Here is an 18987-nt window from a genome sequence, read left to right on the forward strand (position 1 = left end):
CCCGCCGCCGCGTTCGCTTCGCCGTCATTCCCAAGCCCAGGCTGTGCTGCTTCATGTGACGTATCGTCTCAGGGCTTCATCTCCATGCCAAGCATGTCGTGGGGCGATTTATGCAGACCTTCCCTAATAGACTTTTTGAAAATAAATGTGTCGGCTCAGAATAAACAGCCGTAATGGTTAGGGAAGAGAGGGATTCATGTCATTGAATCAATGGGGAGGGCGCACGCCGCGCACGGGTGTGATTCGGAAGGCGTGTCATTGCATGCGCCTCCAAGTTGCTGAGGGGCTCGGCCTGCGCCTGCGGGCGTGTGCCGAAGCAAGCGACGCCGAGCACCGAAGGGTATTCCCACCAGCGGGCCCGGGCAGGGCTTGTCCTTGTACCGCCTACCAGCGCCTCCATGCGCGCAAACGCTTTCGTTCCTTCGGTGCATTTGCTGCGCGGATGCCTTCTGCGCCACGCCTCTGCAATGCGCCACTGCTCCGTCATGCGGCAGGGCACAGGCCGGATGGCCTGGGCATTCATCCGGTTTCAGAAGCAACGGTGAAGATCTTTTTCCCCGTGATCTCTACCGTCGACTGAGTGCGCAGGCGCGGCCTCCAAGGCCGTGCGATGCCTGCACTTCCACACCCTGCCATTCCTGGCCGGGCAGATCTGTCCCAGGCTCGTCCGAGCCTGCCAGTACCGATTTCAAGAGCGACATACGTCCGTGCCCGTACAGGTGCGGATGTTGAATTTCGTCCATACGACAGGGAGAATTGCATGAGCACGGTCGATCAATCCGGTGGTTCCATTCAACTCATGGCAGGCCAGATGGCCATGTGGCTGGGGGCTCAGTTCGCTTCGGCAGACACCAACTTCAACTTGGCTGAGGCCATCGACATCGAGGGAGACATCGATCCCGCACTGTTCGCCGAGGCTGTTCGCCGAGGCTGTGCGCCGAGTCACCCACGAAGCCGAGGCCACGCGGCTCCACTTCGTCGATGCGGGGCACGGCCCGACGCAGGTGCTTGCACCGACCTTCACTGGGGACCTTACTTTCCTCGATTTCAGTGGCGAGGCCGACCCGATGGCTGCGGCGCAGGCTTGGATGCAGGCCGATTTCAGCCATCGGGCGGAACTGGCATCAGGGCAGCTGTGGCTCTGTGCGCTCATCCGGCTCGCACCAGGAAAGCATGTTTGCTATCAGCGCAGCCACCATATCTTGCTGGATGGTTTCGGTGGTGGCCTGGTGGCACGGCGCATTGCGGATCTCTATACGGCGCTGGCGCAGGGGAGCGTCGTTCCTGAAGCTTCGCGACTTGCGCCGATGGCACAGTTGGCCGAAGAGGAGCGCGCCTACCGTGAATCCGGTCGGTTTCCGAGAGACCGCCAATACTGGATGGAGCGCTTTGCTGACGTGCCGGAACCTTTGACCCTGGCGTCGCGCCAGTCGGTGAACATCGGCGGCCTCCTGCGCCAGACCGTGCACCTGCCGGCTGCCAGCGTTCAAGCGCTGCAGGCCATCGGTCAGGCCTGGGGAAGCACGCTGCCTCAGATCCTGATCGCCACGACAGCCGCTTACCTCTACCGCGCGACGGGGGTGGAAGACATGGTGATCGGCATCCCGGTCACTGCGCGGCACAACGAGCGCATGCGGCGGGTGCCTGCCATGGTGGCGAATGCATTGCCACTGCGCCTGTCGATGTGCCCTGACCTGTCCTTCCCTGAGCTCGTTCGCGAAGTGGGGCGCCAGATGCGCCAGATTCTGCGACACCAGTGCTACCGATACGAAACCCTGCGCGGTGATTTGAATCTTCTGCTGAATCATCGACAACTCTTCACGACGGTCGTCAATGTGGAGCCTTTCGACTACGACTTCCGTTTTGCGGGGCACGTGGCCAAACCACGCAATCTTTCCAACGGAACGGCAGAGGATCTGGGCATCTTTCTATACGAGCGCGGCAACGGCCAAGATCTGCAGATCGATTTCGATGCGAATCCTGCGCTGTACACCGCACAGACGTTGGCCGAGCACCAGCGGCGGCTGCTGACGCTCATGGCGGCAGTGATCGAGCGGCCGGATCAGGCCATTGGTTGCATCGAACTGCTGGGCGTCCAGGAGCGCCAACAGGTGCTGGTGGGCTGGAACGATACAGAGCACGCGGTGCCCGACACTCACCTTTCCACCTGCATCGAAGCCGGCTTGCTGGCCGATCCCCAATCCATTGCCTTGCGGTTCGAGGACCAGGCGCTGAGCCGTGGTGAACTGAATCAAAGGGCAAATCGGCTGGCGCATCTGCTGCGTGCGCGTGGTGCGGGGCCGGAGCGCGTTGTGGCGATCGCCGTGCCGCGGTCGCTGGATCTCATGGTGGCTTTGCTGGCCATTCTGAAAACCGGGGCGGCCTATTTGCCGGTCGATCCGGATTTTCCAGCAGATCGCATTGCCTACATGCTCGGCGATGCCCGGCCGGTATGCCTCGTCACCACGCAGGCGCTGGCGCAGACCTTGCCCGCGTCGGTGTCGTTCGTGCTGCTCGATGGCCCGGAAACCATCCATGAACTGGGCAGCCATCCCGAAACCCGCCCCGAGCCGCTGAGAACGCTCGATACCGCGCAGCCGGCCTATGTGATCTACACGTCTGGATCGACCGGAAATCCGAAAGGGGTCGCCGTCTCGCACCGCGCTATTGTCAACCGGCTCCGGTGGATGCAGGACCAGTATGGCCTGCAAGCCGATGACCGCGTGTTGCAGAAGACCCCCTCCAGCTTCGATGTTTCGGTGTGGGAGTTCTTCTGGCCCCTGATCGACGGCGCCACGCTGGTGCTTGCCAAGCCGGGTGGGCATAAGGATGCAGCGTACCTGGCGGAGCTCATCGTTCGCGAAGACATCACCACCTTGCATTTCGTGCCCTCGATGCTGGAGGTCTTCTTGCTGGAGCCGGCCGCCTCCGCCTGCTCCAGCCTTCGGCGAGTGATTTGCAGCGGCGAGGCTTTGTCGTCTGCGCTGGCGCGAAAATTTCACCAGCAGTTGGGGTGCGAACTGCACAACTTGTACGGCCCTACGGAGGCGGCCGTCGATGTGACTGCATGGGCCTGCCCAAGCACGCCGCTGATGGAACCGAGGTCGGAAGGCGTGCCCATTGGCCGCCCCATCTGGAACACACAAATGGTGGTGCTGGACAGTGGCCTGCAGCCCTTGCCCGTGGGGATGACGGGCGAGTTGTACATCGCGGGAACGGGCCTGGCGCGAGGCTACCTGGGTCGCCCTGTGCTGAGCGCAGAGCGCTTCGTGGCCAATCCTCATGGCGGGCCGGGAAGCCGCATGTACCGCACGGGTGATCTGGCGCGCTGGCGTGCCGATGGCAGCCTGGACTTTCTGGGCCGAGCTGACCATCAGGTGAAGATCCGCGGCCTGCGCATCGAGCCGGGAGAGATCGAGTCGGCATTGCTGCAGCACCCTTGGGTCGCGCGGGCGGCGGTGATTGCTCGCGAGGATGTGGCAGGCGAAAAGCGCCTGGTGGCCTATGTAGTGTCCGCCGGTGAAGGCGAGCTTGCGCCCGGTGAGCTGCGCAGCCATCTGGCGCTGTCTTTGCCTGAGTACATGTTGCCTTCGGCCTTCGTTCAATTGGCGGCCTTGCCGCTCGGTCCGAGTGGCAAGCTCGACCGAAAGGCCCTGCCTGCACCCGAAGTGCAGAGCGCCGTTGCCTATGCGGCACCGCGCACACCGACGGAAAAGGCACTTGCGGACCTGTGGGCCGAGACACTGCATTTGCCCCGCGTCGGCATTCACGACAACTTCTTCGAGTTGGGTGGGCATTCTCTGATGATCGTGCAGTTGATCTCGATGATCCGGCAGCAGTTCATGATCGATCTTCCCTTGGACACCCTGTTCCAGGTCTCCACCATTGCGGGGCTTGCGGAGCGGCTGGACCAGGAGGCGGTATCGCGGCCGCGCCTGGCACCGATGCCCCGCCCGGTGCGGATTCCGCTGTCGTCCGCACAACGTCGCCTATGGCTCATGAACCAGCTGGACGGCGCCAATCCGGCCTACAACATGCCCCTGGCGTTGCGCCTGTCCGGCCTGCTTGATCGCGTGGCGCTGCACGTCGCCCTGGGCGATCTGGTGCAGCGCCATGAGAGTTTGCGCACGATCTACCCGCATGAGGCGGGACTGCCATACCAGCAGATCCTCGATGGTGCCGACGCCAACCCACCCGTGATCGAGGCGGAGGCCTGCGAAGACGATTTGACTGCGCAGTTGCACGCGGCGGCCCGCCACGCCTTCGACCTGTGCCATTCGATGCCTTTGCGGGTCTCGCTGTTCCGGCTGGCCGAGGACGAGCATGTGCTGTTGCTGCTCACCCACCACATCGCAGGCGATGGTGCTTCGCTGCTGCCATTGGCGCGGGACCTGAGCGTGGCCTACGCCGCGCGTTGCAGCGGCCAGACTCCGGATTGGGAGCCGCTGCCGCTCCAGTACGCCGACTATGCGCTGTGGCAGCAGGCAATGCTGGGCAGCGAAGACGATCCCGACAGCCTGGCCGGCCGGCAGCGCGGGTTCTGGCATGACGCGCTGCGCGACCTGCCCGAGCAAATGGCATTGCCTGTGGACCGTCCGCGCCCCCTGGTGCCCAGCCACCGTGGCGACGTGGTTCCGCTGCACATACCGGCTGCGGTCCATGAACGCATGCTGCATTTGGCCCGAGACGGGCAAGCCAGCCTATTCATGGTGCTGCAGGCTGCCCTGGCCGCGTTGCTGAGTCGCCTGGGGGCGGGCGAAGACATCGTGATCGGCAGCCCGGTCGCGGGGCGCAGCGATCATGCCCTCGATGGGCTGATCGGCTGTTTCGTGAACACGCTCGTTTTGCGTACCGATACGTCGGGCCAGCCCGGGTTTCGCGAACTGATTGAGCGCGTGCGTGCCACCAATCTGGCGGCCTACGCGAACCAGGATTTTCCTTACGACCGCTTGGTGGAACTGCTGCGGCCGGGGCGCTCGCGGTCCAATCTGCCGCTGTTTCAGGTCATGCTGGGATTTCAGAACAGCAGCCGGCTGTCATTCAGCCTTCCGGGGCTGTCGATCACGCCGCAGCCTGTGGCCGTCGACACCGCGAAATTCGACCTGTCTTTCATCCTGACAGAGCAACGCCATCACGATGGCCTGCCCGGCGGGATCTCCGGCGGCATTCAATACAGCACCGATCTGTTCGACAGGACCACGGTGGAGTCTCTGGCGGCCCGGCTGGCGCACTGGCTGGAGCAGGCGTGCGACACACCGGACGAGGCGCTGGGCCGCATCGACATCCTGCATCCCGAGGAGCGCCGCCGATTGCTGCGGAAGTGGAGCGACTCCGAACGAGCTTTGGCCACCAAGACCATTGCCTCCATGGTGGAGGGCCACGTCAGCCGGCGTCCGCACGCACCTGCGGTGGTTCTGGATGACACCACGGTCAGCTATGGCGAGCTCGACACACGGGCCAACCGCCTGGCCCACCTGCTGCAGGCACGGGGCGTGGCTGCGGGGGCCATCGTCGCGACGGTGCTGCCGCGCTCGCTCGATCTGGTCGTGGCGCACTTGGCCATCGTCAAGGCCGGGGCGGCTTACCTGCCCCTCGATCCGAACCATCTGGCAGGACGCAGTGCGTTGGTGTTCCAAGAGGCCGCTCCCACCGCCGTCCTTACGCATGAAGCGCTGCTGCCGAGGCTGAGCGAGGTGGCCCATTGCATGGCGCTTGACAGCGACCTGACGGTTGCGGCCCTGGCGATCCAGTCGGACAACCGTCCAGGTGGTTCGGGCGGAGCGCGACCTCAGGATGGCCCCCACGCGCAGGAGGCGGCATACCTCATCTATACGTCGGGCTCCACCGGGACACCGAAGGGCGTCGTGGTGCCGCATGCAGGCCTTCACAGCCTGGCCGCTTCCATGGCGGAGCGGATGGAGATCGGCCCGGATTCCCGCGTGCTGCAGTTTTCCTCCAGTGGTTTCGATGCTTCGGTGATGGACCTGCTGATGGCCTTTCACGTCGGTGCGGCGCTGGTGGTGCCCGGGCCTGCGCCATGGCTGGGGCAGGATCTGGCGAAGGGGCTGGTTCGCCAATCGATCAGCCATGCCCTGATTCCACCTGCCGCGCTGGCCTCGGTGCCGCTCGGCGAATTCCCAGCGCTTCGAACGCTGGTGGTCGGCGGCGATGTGTGTCCTCCCGCGCTCGCAGCGCAGTGGGCGCCGGGTCGCCGCATGATCAATGCCTACGGCCCGACGGAGACCACGATCTGCGCGAGCCTGAGCGAGCCCATGAAGGCCGGGACCGTGCCATCGATCGGACAACCGATCTGCAACACGCATATGTACGTGCTGGACGGAAACCTCCAGCCGGTGCCCGCGGGCGTGGCCGGCGAGTTGTACGTCGCAGGGGCAGGCCTGGCGCGGGGCTACCTGGGGCGCCCAGTGCTGAGCGCAGAGCGCTTCGTGGCCAATCCGCATGGCGGGCCGGGCAGCCGCATGTACCGCACGGGCGATCTGGCGCGCTGGCGTGCCGATGGCAGCCTGGACTTCCTGGGCCGTGCCGACCAGCAGGTGAAGATCCGCGGCCTGCGCATCGAGCCGGGAGAGATCGAGTCTGCATTGCTCCAGCATCCTTGGGTCGCGCAGGCAGCGGTGGTTGCCCGCGAAGACGTGGCAGGCGAAAAGCGATTGGTGGCCTATTTGGTGGCCGCTGGTGAGGGCGAGCTTTCCCCCGGCGACCTGCGCAGCCATCTGGCGCTGTCGCTGCCCGAGTACATGGTGCCTGCGGCCTTCGTTCAACTGGCGGTATTGCCGCTCAACTCGAGTGGCAAGCTCGACCGGAAGGCACTGCCTGTGCCGCAGGCGCCAGGCGACCAGCCCTACGCCGCGCCACGCACCGACACGGAAGTCGCTTTGGCCGCGCTGTGGGCTGAGATCCTGCATTTGCCGCGGGTGGGTATTCATGACAACTTCTTCGAAATCGGTGGTCATTCGCTGATGGCGATCCAACTGGGTATGCGGATCCGGGACCAGATCCACCCCGATTTCCCGCATGCCGAGGTTTACAACTGCCCGTCGATCGCGCAATTGGCCCAGTGGATCGACCAGGCCGGCGATGACGGCGCAGCCCTGGATCTGGCGCGCGAGATCCATTTGCCGGAGCACATCCAGGGCCAGGCCGTCGCGCCCACCCTGGTGCCGGCGCGCGTCTTTCTCACCGGGGCCAGCGGATTCGTCGGAAGCCATCTGCTGGCAGCGCTGTTGCGTGACACCTCGGCTTGCGTGGTCTGCCATGTGCGGGCTGCCGACGAGGCGCAGGGGCGGCAGCGCTTGCAGCGCACCATGGCCGAGCGGCAACTGGGCACCCTCTGGGACGATGCGCGAATCCAGGTGGTCACCGGCGATCTGGGTGCACCGCGGCTGGGGTTGGATGACGCCGCCGTGCAACAGGTCCGCGATGGCTGCGACGTCATTTACCACTGTGCCGCACAAGTGGACTTTCTGCATCCTTATGCCAGCCTGAAGGGCCCCAATGTGGACAGCGTGGTCACGTTGCTCGAATGGACTTCGCAAGGGCGACCCAAGACCCTGCATTACGTCTCGACGCTGGCCGTGATTGGCCAGAACGAAGACGGTGGCACGGTCACGGAGCGTTCGGCGCTGCCTTCCTGGAACGGCCTGGTGGACGGCTACAGCCAGAGCAAGTGGGTCGCCGACGCGTTGGCCCGGGAAGCGCAGGCGCGGGGAATGCCGGTGGCCATCTACCGGCTCGGTGCCGTGACCGGTGACCACGATCACGCGATTTGCAATGCCGCTGACCTGATCTGGCGGGTGGCACACCTGTATGCGGACCTGCAATCCATCCCCGACATGGACTTGCCTCTGAACATGACCCCGGTGGACGATGTGGCGCGGGCCATCCTGGGTCTGGCTGCCCGGGCGTCTTCCTGGGGGCAGGTGTATCACCTGATGAGTCCGGCGCCGCTGCGGGTGCGGGACATTCCTCCGGTGTTCGAGCGTCTCGGCCTGCACCTGGAACCGTTGGCGCTGGAGTCCTGGCTGCGGCGTGCCCATGTGCGGCTGGCCGAGGGCCAGGACCGCGATTTGGCTGCCGTGCTGGCGATCCTGGACCGCTACGACGCATCGGCCACGCCACCGAAGGTGTGCGGCGCGGCGACGCACGCGCAGCTCGAATCCATCGGCGCGGCGATCCGCCCGGTGAATCGCGATCTGCTGCACCGCTATTTCGTCGATCTGGGTATCGATGCCAAGGCGCACCGTGCCCTGGAAACCAGCATTTCATGAACGAAGGGGAAACCATGGCACGTTATCTCATAGCAGCGACCGCCTTGCCGGGACATGTGTTGCCCATGCTGGCCATCGCCCAGCATCTGGTGCGCCAGGGACACGAGGTGCAGGTGCACACTGCCAGCCACTTCAGGGAACAAGCCTTGGCCACGGGTGCGTCTTTCACCGCATTCGATCCGTCGATTGATTTCGAGCACCAGGAGCTGGACCGGCGGTTTCCGCAACGTTTGCAACAGCCCTCTGCCCATGCGCAGCTGTGCTTTGGACTGAAGCACTTCTTTGCCGACGCGATGGCACCGCAGCTGGCGGGGTTGCGGCGCATCCTGGCGCATTTCGATGCCGATGCCATTTTGGTGGACACGATGTTTTGCGGCACGTTTCCGCTGCTGCTGGGACCGAGGGAGGAGCGGCCCGCCATCGTCGCCATCGGCATTTCGGCGCTGGCGCTGTCCAGCCGGGACACTGCCTTTTTTGGCACGGCGCTACCGCCTTCGTCCACGGCCGAAGGTCGCATTCGCAACCAAGCCATGAACCGCAATCTTCAGCAGGCCATGTTCGGCGACGTGCAACGCCATTTCAATGGCGAACTGGCACGCTTGGGGGCGCCGGCACTGCCCCGCTTTTTCATCGATGCGATGGTGACGCTGCCGGATCTGTACCTCCAACTGACGTCGGCATCTTTCGAGTATCCGCGCAGCGACCTGCCTGGCTCCGTCCGGTTCGTGGGGCCGCTGCTGGCACCGTCACGTGCCGACTTCAACCCACCCGACTGGTGGCCCGAACTGGATGACGGCCGGTCCGTCGTGTTGGTCACGCAGGGCACGCTGGCCAATCAGAACCCTGCGCAGTTGATCGGGCCCACCGTGCAGGCGCTGGCCAGGTTCGATGACATCCAGGTGATTGCCACCACGGGCGGACCGGTGCCCCCGGGCCTCAGCGCAGCGATGCTTCCCGCCAACGCCCGTGTGGTGCCATTTCTGCCCTATGACCGTCTGTTGCCCAAGGTGCATGCCATGGTCACCAATGGTGGATATGGATCGGTCAACCACGCGCTCAGCCTGGGCGTGCCGCTGGCCGTGGCGGGTGCGACCGAAGAGAAGCCGGAAATTGCCGCGCGCGTCGCCTGGTCAGGCGCCGGCATCAACCTGGCCACCGGGCAGCCCAGCGCGCGACAGATCGGCGATGCAGTGCGCAAGCTGCTGGACAACCCTTCCTACCGGCAGCGCGCCCGAGCGCTGCGACTGGATTTCGCGCGCCACCACGCGCTGACCGAGATCGCATCGGCCCTGGCGGCACTGCGTGAAACATCCTCCGCCATCGCGGAATTTGCATGACCAAGGAGATCTGACATGAGCAACCCATTCGACGACGAAAACGGCCACTTTCTGGTGCTGACCAATCCTGAAGGCCAACACTCGCTATGGCCCGCGTTTCTCGATGTGCCCGCTGGCTGGGAGGTGGCCTTGCCTGCGTCCGAAAGAACCGCTTGCCGTGCGTACATCGAGGCCCACTGGATGGATATGCGGCCCCGTTCACTGGTTGCCGCCATGGGCGGCTGATCGCCAGGGAAGGGTGGATCGTCCCCTCGGCGTCAGGCGCATGCCGGCACGCCGCAGTACGGTCTGTACGGGGATTCAACGAATTTTTTCTGCAAGCTTTGAAACGGCCCATGTAACGGGCTGCCCACCCGTCGCATGGTGCGTGGCCTGCGCAGCCAAGTATGCGTGTACATCGAAGAGTTCAGTGCCCTCCCAGCGCTGCTCTGCATGCATCGCCACGCTGCCTGCTTGAGCACGCTCTGCCACATCAGGACACAACTGGCCCAGCACCCGCGGGAATGCTCGGCAGTATCCCTTGGCGACGCCAGCGAGTTCAGCCAACTGCCGATACCCGATGCGCTTTCCAGCCGGTATGCGTCGCACGATGTGGACGATGCGGTCCTTCCAATCGTTGCTCATGGGGGGAATCGGTGCAGGTCCCTGGCAGATCGCATCGCCTACCCGCAGCACGCCGCCTTGCAACACCCGCGCCAACGCGCCGCGGCGGCCCTTCAAGGCCTTGACGACGCCTGGCTTGCGCTGCTCCAGGCGGGCGCAGGGCTCGCACTCAAAGGTGATCCACAGCACCACTTCCGGGCCGATCTTCAACAGGGAGCCGGAGGGAAGGCCTGCCGTAGGCCAATCGATGAGCAGGTTTTCGCGCAGTGTGAACGATGGCATTTGGAGATCGCGATACACGTCGGTCCCAGCCAGCAGGACTTGGCGTGGCGAAAGCCGTTGGGCATGCCGGTCGCCAAGCAATCCCTGATCGGCCATGGCAGTGGCTTCAGCGACGGACTGGGGTTCCAAAGCGGCTGGACTGTGCAGATACAGTCTTTGCAAGGTGCCCACGGTCCGCCAGGGCAGGAATGGGGGAAACAGCACGGGGAGAGCACCCGTGGGATCAGGGACTGGCATCTGGGACGAATGGCAATGGGATGGAGCGATGTTCGGGGAGGTTTTCCCGGAGCTTGGCAGAAATTTCACGCCGGGGTGGATGCAGGCGCAATTCCTACAACCTGGCTGCAGCCCGCCCAGCAAACTGGCCCGCCCACCCGGCCGTGAAAGAAGCGCCATGCACTCCAGCCCACCCCCGTCAGAAGCTCGTACAGAGAGCCCCGGCGACGGCCTCGCCTCTGTCCATTACGTGCGTCTGCGCGTGAACGGGCAAGACCATGAAGTCGAAATTCCCAGTCGGGTCACGCTGTTGGACCTGCTGCGCGAGCGGTTGGGACTCATGGGAACCAAGAAAGGCTGCGACCACGGCCAGTACGGCGCTTGTACCGTGCTGGCCGATGGGCAGCGCATCAACGCTTGCCTCACGCTCGCGGTCATGCAGGAGGGGGCCGACATCACCACGGTGGAGGGCCTGCCTGCACTGGCCGGAGAGGGCCGCACGAGTGCCGGACTGCATCCTTTGCAGCAGGCTTTCATCGACCATGACGCATTCCAGTGCGGCTATTGCACGCCAGGGCAGCTGTGCTCCGCCGTGGGTCTGATGAACGAAGGCGGTGCGAAGACGGCGGACGATGTCCGCGAACGCATGAGCGGTAACCTCTGCCGTTGCGGCGCCTATCCGCAGATCGTGCAGGCGGTCGCTCAGGTGGCTGGCATTCGGGTCGATGCCATGCGTTTGTCGTCGCCTGCCCCCTTCGCAGTGCAAGAGAGCCAGGCATGAGGGCATTCGTGTACGAAGCCGTCGCCACTGCCGACGCTGCGCTGGCGGCGATGCCCGGCCAAGCGCCCGACATTGGCGAGACCGCACCGCAGGCCAAGTTTCTTGCGGGGGGAACCAACCTGATCGACCTGATGAAGGAAAACGTCATGCGCCCACGGCGGCTGATCGATGTCAGCCGCCTGCCGCTGGCCGCCATCGAGGCCCGGCCCGAGGGCGGCTTGCGCCTCGGAGCCATGGCACGGAATGCTGCCACCGCGCGCCATCCCCTGGTGCGGGAGCGCTATCCCTTGCTGTCGGCTGCCATCCTGGCGGGCGCATCGCCGCAGATTCGCAACGTGGCGACCAATGGGGGCAATCTGTTGCAGCGCACACGGTGCCACTACTTCTACGACACAGGAACTCCCTGCAACAAGCGTGAACCGGGCACAGGTTGTCCCGCGCGGGCAGGGCTGGCCCGGCAGCTAGCCATCCTCGGGACCAGCGACCATTGCGTGGCCACGCATCCGTCGGACATGTGCGTGGCGCTTGCCGCGCTCGATGCGGTGGTACATGTGCAATCGCCGAGCGGGCAGCGGACCATCGCGTTCGCCGATTTCCATCGTTTGCCAGGCAACGCGCCGCAGCGCGACAACACGCTGGCAGGCGATGAACTCATCGTGCACATCGAGTTGCCGGCCAACGGGCTGCAGCGGCACAGCACCTATCTGAAGCTGCGTGACAGGGCCTCCTATGCCTTCGCCCTGGTGTCGGTGGCTGCGGCGTTCGAGCTGGACGCTTCCGGGCTGATGCGAAACGCCCGCATTGCGTTGGGTGGCGTGGCCCACAAACCCTGGCGCGACGCCGAGGCAGAACAGCTTCTGGAGGGACAGCGTCCGGAGGCCGCGGCTTTCCACGCGGCTGCGCATTTGCTTCTGCGGGACGCCCGTGGCCATGGTGCCCCGGGTGGACCCGGCGACAACCGTTTCAAGATCGTTCTGGCCCGGCGTGCCATCGTGCGTGCGCTCGAGATGGCGCGCGATGGCGAACTGACCAACACCGGAGAGCTGGGTACCGAACCTGTGCAGGAATTTCAGCCATGAGCACCCACGATGATTTCCGGACAGACACCGGCGCCGGGCAGGCCCTCTCCCAGCAGCCGATGGCGGAGCCCGGCACCGGGCTGGTGAAGACGGGCGCGCCCGTCTCCCGCATCGATGGCCGCCTCAAGGTCATGGGCCAGGCGCGCTACGCAGCGGAGCATGCCAGCGATGACCTGGTGTATGGAGTGGTCGTCAACAGCACCGTGGCAAAAGGGCGGATCCTGAATCTGCGGACAGACCGAGCGCTTGCAGTGCAGGGCGTGCTCGATGTCATCACACACACGAACCGCCCCGCGGTTCGGTCGCTCGATCTTTTCTACAAGGACATGACCGCCCCTGGGGGCTCGCCGTTCAAGCCGCTGCACGACGCGCGCATCCACTACAGCGGCCAGCCGGTCGCGCTGGTGGTGGCCACGTCCTTCGAGGCGGCGCGCTGTGCGGCCGCCTTGGTGGAACTGGACTACGAGGTCGAAAAACACGAGACCCACCTGCTGCACAACTTGCGCCGCGCGCGGGAGCCGAGCAGGCTCAAGGCGGGCTATTCACCGCCACCCAAGCCCCGGGGTGACGCACCGCGAGCGTTCGGCGCGGCGCCTGTCAAGATCGACGCCCAGTACTACAGCGGTGTAGAGCACCACAATCCCATGGAGATGCATGCCTCCACCGTATTGCGCGGTGCCGATGGCCATCTCACCATCTACGACAAGACCCAGAGCCCGCAGAACAGCCGATGGGTGGTGTCGCGCGTGTTCGGTCTTTCGCAGGAAGAGGTGACCGTTCGCAACCCCTTCGTTGGCGGGGCATTCGGGTCGGGCCTGCGGCCGCAGTACCCGCTCATCCTGGCGGTGATGGCCGCATTGCACCTGCAGCGTTCGGTGCGGGTGGTGCTCACGCGGCAGCAGATGTTCACGTTCGGGCACCGGCCAGAGACATGGCAGCGCGTCAGGCTCGCCGCTGATCGCGACGGTACCCTGAAGGCCGTCATGCACGAGGCAGTGGCTGAGACCTCGCGCCTGGAAGACTATGTGGAAGTGGTGGTGAACTGGTCCGGTCAGCTATACCAGTGCGACAACGTCAGCCTCGGGTACCGACTGGTGCCGCTCGACCAGTACAGCCCCTTGGACATGCGCGCACCGGGGGCGGCCCATGGTGTGCACGCGCTGGAAGTGGCCATGGACGAATTGGCCTATCAGCTGCGCATGGATCCGCTGATCTTGCGGCTCAAGAACTATGCGGAGCGCGATGCCTCGAAGGGTTTGCCTTTCTCTACCAAGGAGCTGCATGCGTGCTACCAGCAAGGTGCGGAGCGTTTCGGTTGGGCGCAGCGCCCCCTGGAGCCGCGTTCCATGCAGCAGGGGCGAGAGCTGATTGGTTGGGGCATGGCCACGGGTACCTGGGATGCCATGCAGATGTTCGCGCGTGTCCGCGCGGTGATGCATGCGGATGGGCGGTTGGTCGTGAGCAGTGCGGCCTCCGACATCGGTACCGGCACGTACACGGTCATGGCCATGATCGCCGCCGAAGCGATGGGCTTGCCACTGGAACAGGTGACCTTCGCCCTGGGCGACTCCAACCTGCCGTTGGCCCCTGTGGAAGGCGGATCGTCGCATGTAGCGACGGTCGGTGCCGCGGTGGAGGGCGCATGCGAGAAGTTGCAGCGGTTGCTCTGGGCGCTGGCAAGGCGCAGCCGAAGCATGGGCTTCGGCAAGGTGCTGCTCAAGGAGGTGGAATTCAGGGCGGGTCGCATGCGTCGCCGGGACGCCCCACCGCAGGACCTGGGCGTCGCATTCGCCGACATCCTGGCGTCGCAAGGGCGCTCGTTGATCGAGGTGCGTCACCTCATGCTTCCGAACCTGCTCCGGCAAAAAAAGTTCGTGCGGGCCACGCATTCCGCCGTGTTCTGCGAGGTGCGGGTAGACGAGACCCTGGGGACGGTTCGTGTCACGCGGGTGGTCAGTGCCATCGCCGCAGGGCGCATTCTGAATGCCAAAACGGCCCACAGCCAGATCACCGGAGGCGTGGTCTGGGGCATCAGCCAGGCATTGCATGAAGAGACGCAGACCGACCATGCCCTGGGCCGGTTCATGAATCACAACTATGCGGAATACCACGTTGCCACCAACGCCGACATTCCGCCGATCGATGTGATTTTTGTGCAGGAGGATGACTGCATCGTCAGCCGCCTGGGCGCCAAAGGGGTGGGCGAGATCGGCATCGTGGGTGTGGCGGCGGCCGTGTGCAATGCCATCTTCCATGCCACTGGCCGGCGCGTGCGCTCCACCCCCATGACGCCTGACAAGGTGATGCTCCCTGCACCACCCGCCGTGCCGTCTTCCACAGAGGACGCTTTGTCCCTGTAAGCGGCCAGGGCTGCTGCGGCGCGCGACCGGAGCGTGACGGGCCGTCAGTCCGGGTTCATGGGCGGGGATGCAGTGCTGCATCCTTTTCGTGGCGGTCGGCCAGCAGCGTTTTCAAGCGCTCCAGCAGCCGGCCCATGTCCACCGGCTTGGAAAAATGGTCGTCGAAACCCGCCTCCAGCGCGAGCAGCCGGTCGGCATCGCTTCCATAGCCTGTCAATGCAATCAAAGGAAGGTGCCGGGTATCTGGCTGCGAGCGGACGCGGCGCGCCAGTTCGTACCCGCTGATCTCGGGCAGACCGATGTCGAAGATGGCCGCGTCGAACCGTGCTTCGGCCAATTGGGCCAGGCCCTCGGCGGCACTGTAGGTCGCCTGTACCCGATGGCCTTCCATTCGCATCCATTCCGCCAGCAGGTCGGCGGCATCGTTGTTGTCATCGACCAAAAGCAATCGCAGTGCGGGCAACGCCTCCGATCCCGCATCTCCTTGCGGGTCATCGGTGGCTTGTCGTTGGCCGAGCAAGGGCAAGCGCAGCGTGAAAGTGCTTCCTCTGCCCGGTCCGTCGCTGTGCGCCTCGATGGTGCCGGAGTGCAGGCCCGTCAAGCTGCGGGCGATGGCCAGTCCCAGGCCGAGCCCTCCGGACGCGCGCTCCAAGGCTTGCTCGCCCTGCACGAACCGCTCGAATACGTGGTGGAGCAGGTGGGCCGGAATGCCCACGCCCTCATCGCTGACGCGGAGCACGGCCCAGCCCGTCTCGCTGGCGAGTTCGATTCGGATGGGCGTTTCCGGCGGGCTGAATTTCGCGGCGTTGTTGAGCAGATTGCAGACGATCTGAACGAGCCGGAGCAATTCGCCCTGCACGAGGACAGGCCCGTTCGGTAGGGTCAGCTGGGGCATGGAGCTGCGTGCCTGCAAGGCGGGCATCGTCAGCTCCAGCGCACGCTCCACCACCTCTTGAAGATCCACCTGTTCCAGCGCCAGGGTGATCTTCCCCGACACGATTCTCGAGATGTCGAGCAGATCGTCCACCAGGCGCGACAGGTGCTTGACTTGGCGGCCGATGATTTCGCGTTCCCGGGAAAACGCCGTGGGATCCCGGCGGGCGATCAACTGAAGGGCCAGCACGATGGGCGCCAGAGGGTTGCGGAGTTCATGGCCCAGCATGGCCAGGAATTCATCTTTCGCGCGGTTGGCCGATTCGGCTTCGCGCTGCGCCTTTCGCGCCTCCGACAAGAGCAGTGCATTGTCCAGCGCCAAGGCTGCGCGTTGCGCGAGCTCGCCGATCAGTGCGCTGTCTTCCGCTCCAAAGATGCGGCTAGGGCCGGCCTGCAGCACCGCCATGGTGCCGATCGTGCGCCCACGCGCAATGAGCGGCACGACGCAGGCCGCGACGGCTTCGAATTCCGGCACAAGCGCTGAAATGTCTTTGCTGCGGCCGTCGTCTTCGCCAGTCTGGCCGGATGGATGCAGGCTGGGCTTGCCGGTCTTCAGGGCGGTGATCAGCACTTGCGGTGTTTCCGCGGAATGGACCGGCATGCTGTCTTGTTCGGCAAGCCTGCCGCTGTGCTCCGACCCTTTGGAATGGCTCAGCCTTGGCAGCAACGCCCCTTGCTCATCCAGCAGATCGATCCGGCAGGCATCGCCGATGGCGGGCACCACCAGGCGGGCAATCGCGTCGAGCGTGTCCGACTCCTCCAGTGATCCGGAAAGCACGGCACTGGCATTGACCAGCAACCCCAGCCGCTGTTCGGCCGCCTGGGCCGCGGACCGTGCATGGCTTTCGAGCTGCAGCAACTCTTCCCGCTCTGCCTCGCTGCCGGCGCGTTGCACGGCGGCCGATTCGAGCGCCCGGGCCACGGCGTCGATTTCCATGATGCGCGACATGCCGGATGGCCGCAATTCGCCCCGGCCCAGGGCATCGGCGTCGTCACGCAGGCTGCGCATGGGCATCGTGATGGACTTCGACATCCACCAGGCACCCGTGCCCCCGAGAATCAGCGATGCCAGAAGACCCAGCACATAGGCCCCGGCGGTGCGCCACCAGGAGCTTTCTGCCTTCGACAGCGATGTGCCCAGGACGAGCGTCCAGCCCCCTTCGTCGAGCCGCGCGAGCACGGTCTTCGCAAGCACGCCATCGACATTGGTACTGGTGCCCAGGAGTTCTTGCTTGTCGTGGCCCAGTGCCTGGAAAAAGGGCTTGAGCGATTCACTGGGGCCGGAGCCCCGCCATTTTTCGTCATCCACCGTGCGGGCGATGCGAGCCAGATTGGCATCGAAGACGGACACGTACCAACCTTCGGGAACGCGTTGCGCACGCAGCACGGCGGCAATGGCCTCCGGTCGAATGATGGCTGTCAGCACATATTTCACCACCCCGTCCCGTACCACCGGAACGCGGACCGGAAAGGCCAGATTGCCCCCGGCACCACGCGCCATGGACCCGGCGACGGGCCGTCGGGTCAGGACTGTTGCGTCAAAGCTGGATCGCTCCACCACGTTCGCGCTGGTGGGGCGGTCGGTCTCGGTGGAGAACACCACGCGCCCGGAAGGGTCCGCCAGCAGCAAGCCCCGCCACTCCGGATGGGAGGCGCGCACCGCCCGGCTGAGTGCGAGCGCCTGCGCTTTGCCCTCGCCATCCGCCGTGCCCAGCGGATCGGCCAGGGCCAGCGTTTGCAAGGCGGACATCGTCAGTCGCAACTCTCCCTCCACTGCCGTGGCCAGCGCGCGTGCGACACCGAGGCTCGACGCCTCGTTTTGCGCACGCTGGCTTTCGAAAAGGGCGGACAGGGAGATGCCGCACACGACCGCCAGCGGCAGGATCGCCGCCGCAGCCACCAGCAGCAGTTGGGTTTTCAAGGGAACGGTGCGCACGGGTTTCGGAAGGCGTTGTGTCCACTGAGACGGGCGGGCGTGGCGCAATCGGCAGGCGGAGGCATGACCGTTTTGCAGCGTGGCCTGGGCGAAGGGCAGGCGTGAAAGGCGACAGCATGTTATCTCCGCCCGGGCAGATTCCTTCCCTCCTATCTTCCGCAAATTTCCCGGCCCCCTGGCCTCCGACCGGCGATTTGTTGCAAAATGTTCGATTGATCCGCTTGACGGAATGCAGGAGGGGAGAAATGGCAAGAAGACGTCAAAAACAAAGTGCCGCAGACGATTTCATGGATTGGGTGGCACGGCTTCCATGGTGGGTCGGGCTGGGCCTGGCGGCGATGATTTATTGGGCGCTGCACGCGGTGGCATCCCAGCCCATGCCGGCGATGAGAACGCCGCACGAGATGGGGCTGGTGGTCACCGGTGCGCTCTGGCGCAGTCTGGCTTATGCCGGGCAATTCGTGCTGCCGCTTCTGTGCCTGATGGGGGCCGTGCTTTCCGCCCTGAGGCGTCGGGAGCGGCGCCATCTGTTGGACGACTGCGGGACCGCCAGCTCCAGCGCACAGGCCTTGCAAGGAATGTCCTGGCAGGCTTTCGAAAAGCTCGTGGGCGAGGGATTCCGGCGGCGCGGCTATGCAGTGCAGGAGCGGGCGCAAGAGGGCGCGGATGGTGGGGTGGATCTGGTCCTCACCAAAGCGGGGGAAATGTCCCTCGTTCAGTGCAAGCATTGGAAAGCCTTCCAGGTCGGCGTCCCGGTGGTCCGCGAGTTGTATGGCGTGATGGCCGCCCACGGCGCGTCCGCCGGCTTCGTGGTGACGTCCGGGCGCTTCACGCAAGACGCCACGGCGTTCGCCAGCGGGCGCAACATCCGCCTGATCGATGGCGCCGCACTGCTGCAACTCATTCGCGAAACCACTGCGGATCGCAGCCCGTCCCTGCAAACTGCGTCCAAGGTGTCGGTCCCTTCCTCACCGCAGGAGACCCCGGCAGTGCGGTCCGAAGTGTCCTGTCCTCAATGCGGCAGCCGGATGGTGCGGCGCACCGCCAAACGGGGCGTGCTGGCCGGTCAATCGTTCTGGGGATGCTCTGACTACCCCTCCTGCCGGGAAACGCGCAACGGCTGAAGGGGCTTTGCACGGTGCGCAGAACTGGCAGGGTTTGGACGCCCAGCG

9 protein-coding genes are annotated in these 18987 nt (G+C 65.0%); 7 read left to right on the top strand and 2 right to left on the bottom strand.

The annotated features are described in order from the left end of the window. Positions 1–932: 932 nt before the first annotated feature. The 3 genes from AVAK2825_RS07895 (at position 933) to AVAK2825_RS07905 (ending at position 9850) form a co-directional block, all read left to right on the top strand. Positions 933–8288 carry a non-ribosomal peptide synthetase gene (locus tag AVAK2825_RS07895; protein WP_284396322.1) on the top strand — a complete coding sequence of 2452 codons (7356 nt, stop codon included), beginning with the start codon at positions 933–935 and terminating at the stop codon, positions 8286–8288. A 65-nt stretch (positions 8289–8353) separates the two neighbouring features. Further along, positions 8354–9625, top strand: coding sequence for a nucleotide disphospho-sugar-binding domain-containing protein (locus tag AVAK2825_RS07900; RefSeq protein ID WP_349817164.1), 1272 nt, complete (start codon positions 8354–8356; stop codon positions 9623–9625). A gap of 15 nt (positions 9626–9640) precedes the next feature. Continuing rightward, entirely contained in the window at positions 9641–9850 is a 210-nt protein-coding gene (locus tag AVAK2825_RS07905; RefSeq protein WP_284396325.1) for an MbtH family protein, read from the top strand. Between the two features lie 75 nt (positions 9851–9925). Here AVAK2825_RS07905 and AVAK2825_RS07910 read toward each other — a convergent pair whose 3' ends face one another. After that, positions 9926–10606, bottom strand: a complete 681-nt coding sequence (locus AVAK2825_RS07910) for an MOSC domain-containing protein (RefSeq protein WP_284396327.1) — start codon at positions 10604–10606, stop codon at positions 9926–9928. Between the two features lie 298 nt (positions 10607–10904). On the opposite strand from AVAK2825_RS07910, the gene AVAK2825_RS07915 reads away from it, so the two are divergent. From AVAK2825_RS07915 to AVAK2825_RS07925, 3 genes are read left to right on the top strand one after another with little or no spacing between them, the layout of a single operon-like run. After that, a complete protein-coding gene (locus tag AVAK2825_RS07915) occupies positions 10905–11507 on the top strand; it encodes a (2Fe-2S)-binding protein (protein WP_284396329.1) in 603 nt (200 codons plus the stop codon). Beyond that, positions 11504–12586: an FAD binding domain-containing protein gene (locus AVAK2825_RS07920; protein ID WP_502870366.1), complete on the top strand. Its 1083-nt coding sequence runs from the start codon at positions 11504–11506 to the stop codon at positions 12584–12586. The genes AVAK2825_RS07915 and AVAK2825_RS07920 overlap by 4 nt, the downstream gene beginning before the upstream one ends. Then, entirely contained in the window at positions 12583–14946 is a 2364-nt protein-coding gene (locus AVAK2825_RS07925) for a xanthine dehydrogenase family protein molybdopterin-binding subunit (protein WP_284396332.1), read from the top strand. Before AVAK2825_RS07920 ends, AVAK2825_RS07925 begins: the two co-directional genes overlap by 4 nt. Before the next feature lie 55 nt (positions 14947–15001). On the opposite strand, the gene AVAK2825_RS07930 is transcribed toward AVAK2825_RS07925, so the two are convergent. Next, a complete protein-coding gene (locus tag AVAK2825_RS07930) occupies positions 15002–17815 on the bottom strand; it encodes a hybrid sensor histidine kinase/response regulator (RefSeq protein WP_284396334.1) in 2814 nt (937 codons plus the stop codon). A 245-nt stretch (positions 17816–18060) separates the two neighbouring features. On the opposite strand from AVAK2825_RS07930, the gene AVAK2825_RS07935 reads away from it, so the two are divergent. Beyond that, on the top strand, positions 18061–18939 hold the full coding sequence (locus AVAK2825_RS07935) for a restriction endonuclease (protein ID WP_284396337.1): 879 nt from the start codon (positions 18061–18063) through the stop codon (positions 18937–18939). The last annotated feature ends 48 nt before the right edge of the window (positions 18940–18987 follow it).

The organism is Acidovorax sp. SUPP2825 (genome assembly GCF_030158995.1).
Classification (GTDB): domain Bacteria; phylum Pseudomonadota; class Gammaproteobacteria; order Burkholderiales; family Burkholderiaceae_C; genus Paracidovorax.

Bases quoted from the DNA above. Each gene is read 5' to 3' on its own strand.
- AVAK2825_RS07935 (WP_284396337.1), top strand. From the start codon at position 18,061: ATGGCAAGAAGACGTCAAAAACAAAGTGCCGCAGACGATTTCATGGAT.
- AVAK2825_RS07920 (WP_502870366.1), top strand. From the start codon at position 11,504: ATGAGGGCATTCGTGTACGAAGCCGTCGCCACTGCCGACGCTGCGCTG.
- AVAK2825_RS07910 (WP_284396327.1), bottom strand. From the start codon at position 10,606: ATGGCCGATCAGGGATTGCTTGGCGACCGGCATGCCCAACGGCTTTCG.
- AVAK2825_RS07905 (WP_284396325.1), top strand. From the start codon at position 9,641: ATGAGCAACCCATTCGACGACGAAAACGGCCACTTTCTGGTGCTGACC.
- AVAK2825_RS07925 (WP_284396332.1), top strand. From the start codon at position 12,583: ATGAGCACCCACGATGATTTCCGGACAGACACCGGCGCCGGGCAGGCC.
- AVAK2825_RS07900 (WP_349817164.1), top strand. From the start codon at position 8,354: ATGCTGGCCATCGCCCAGCATCTGGTGCGCCAGGGACACGAGGTGCAG.
- AVAK2825_RS07915 (WP_284396329.1), top strand. From the start codon at position 10,905: ATGCACTCCAGCCCACCCCCGTCAGAAGCTCGTACAGAGAGCCCCGGC.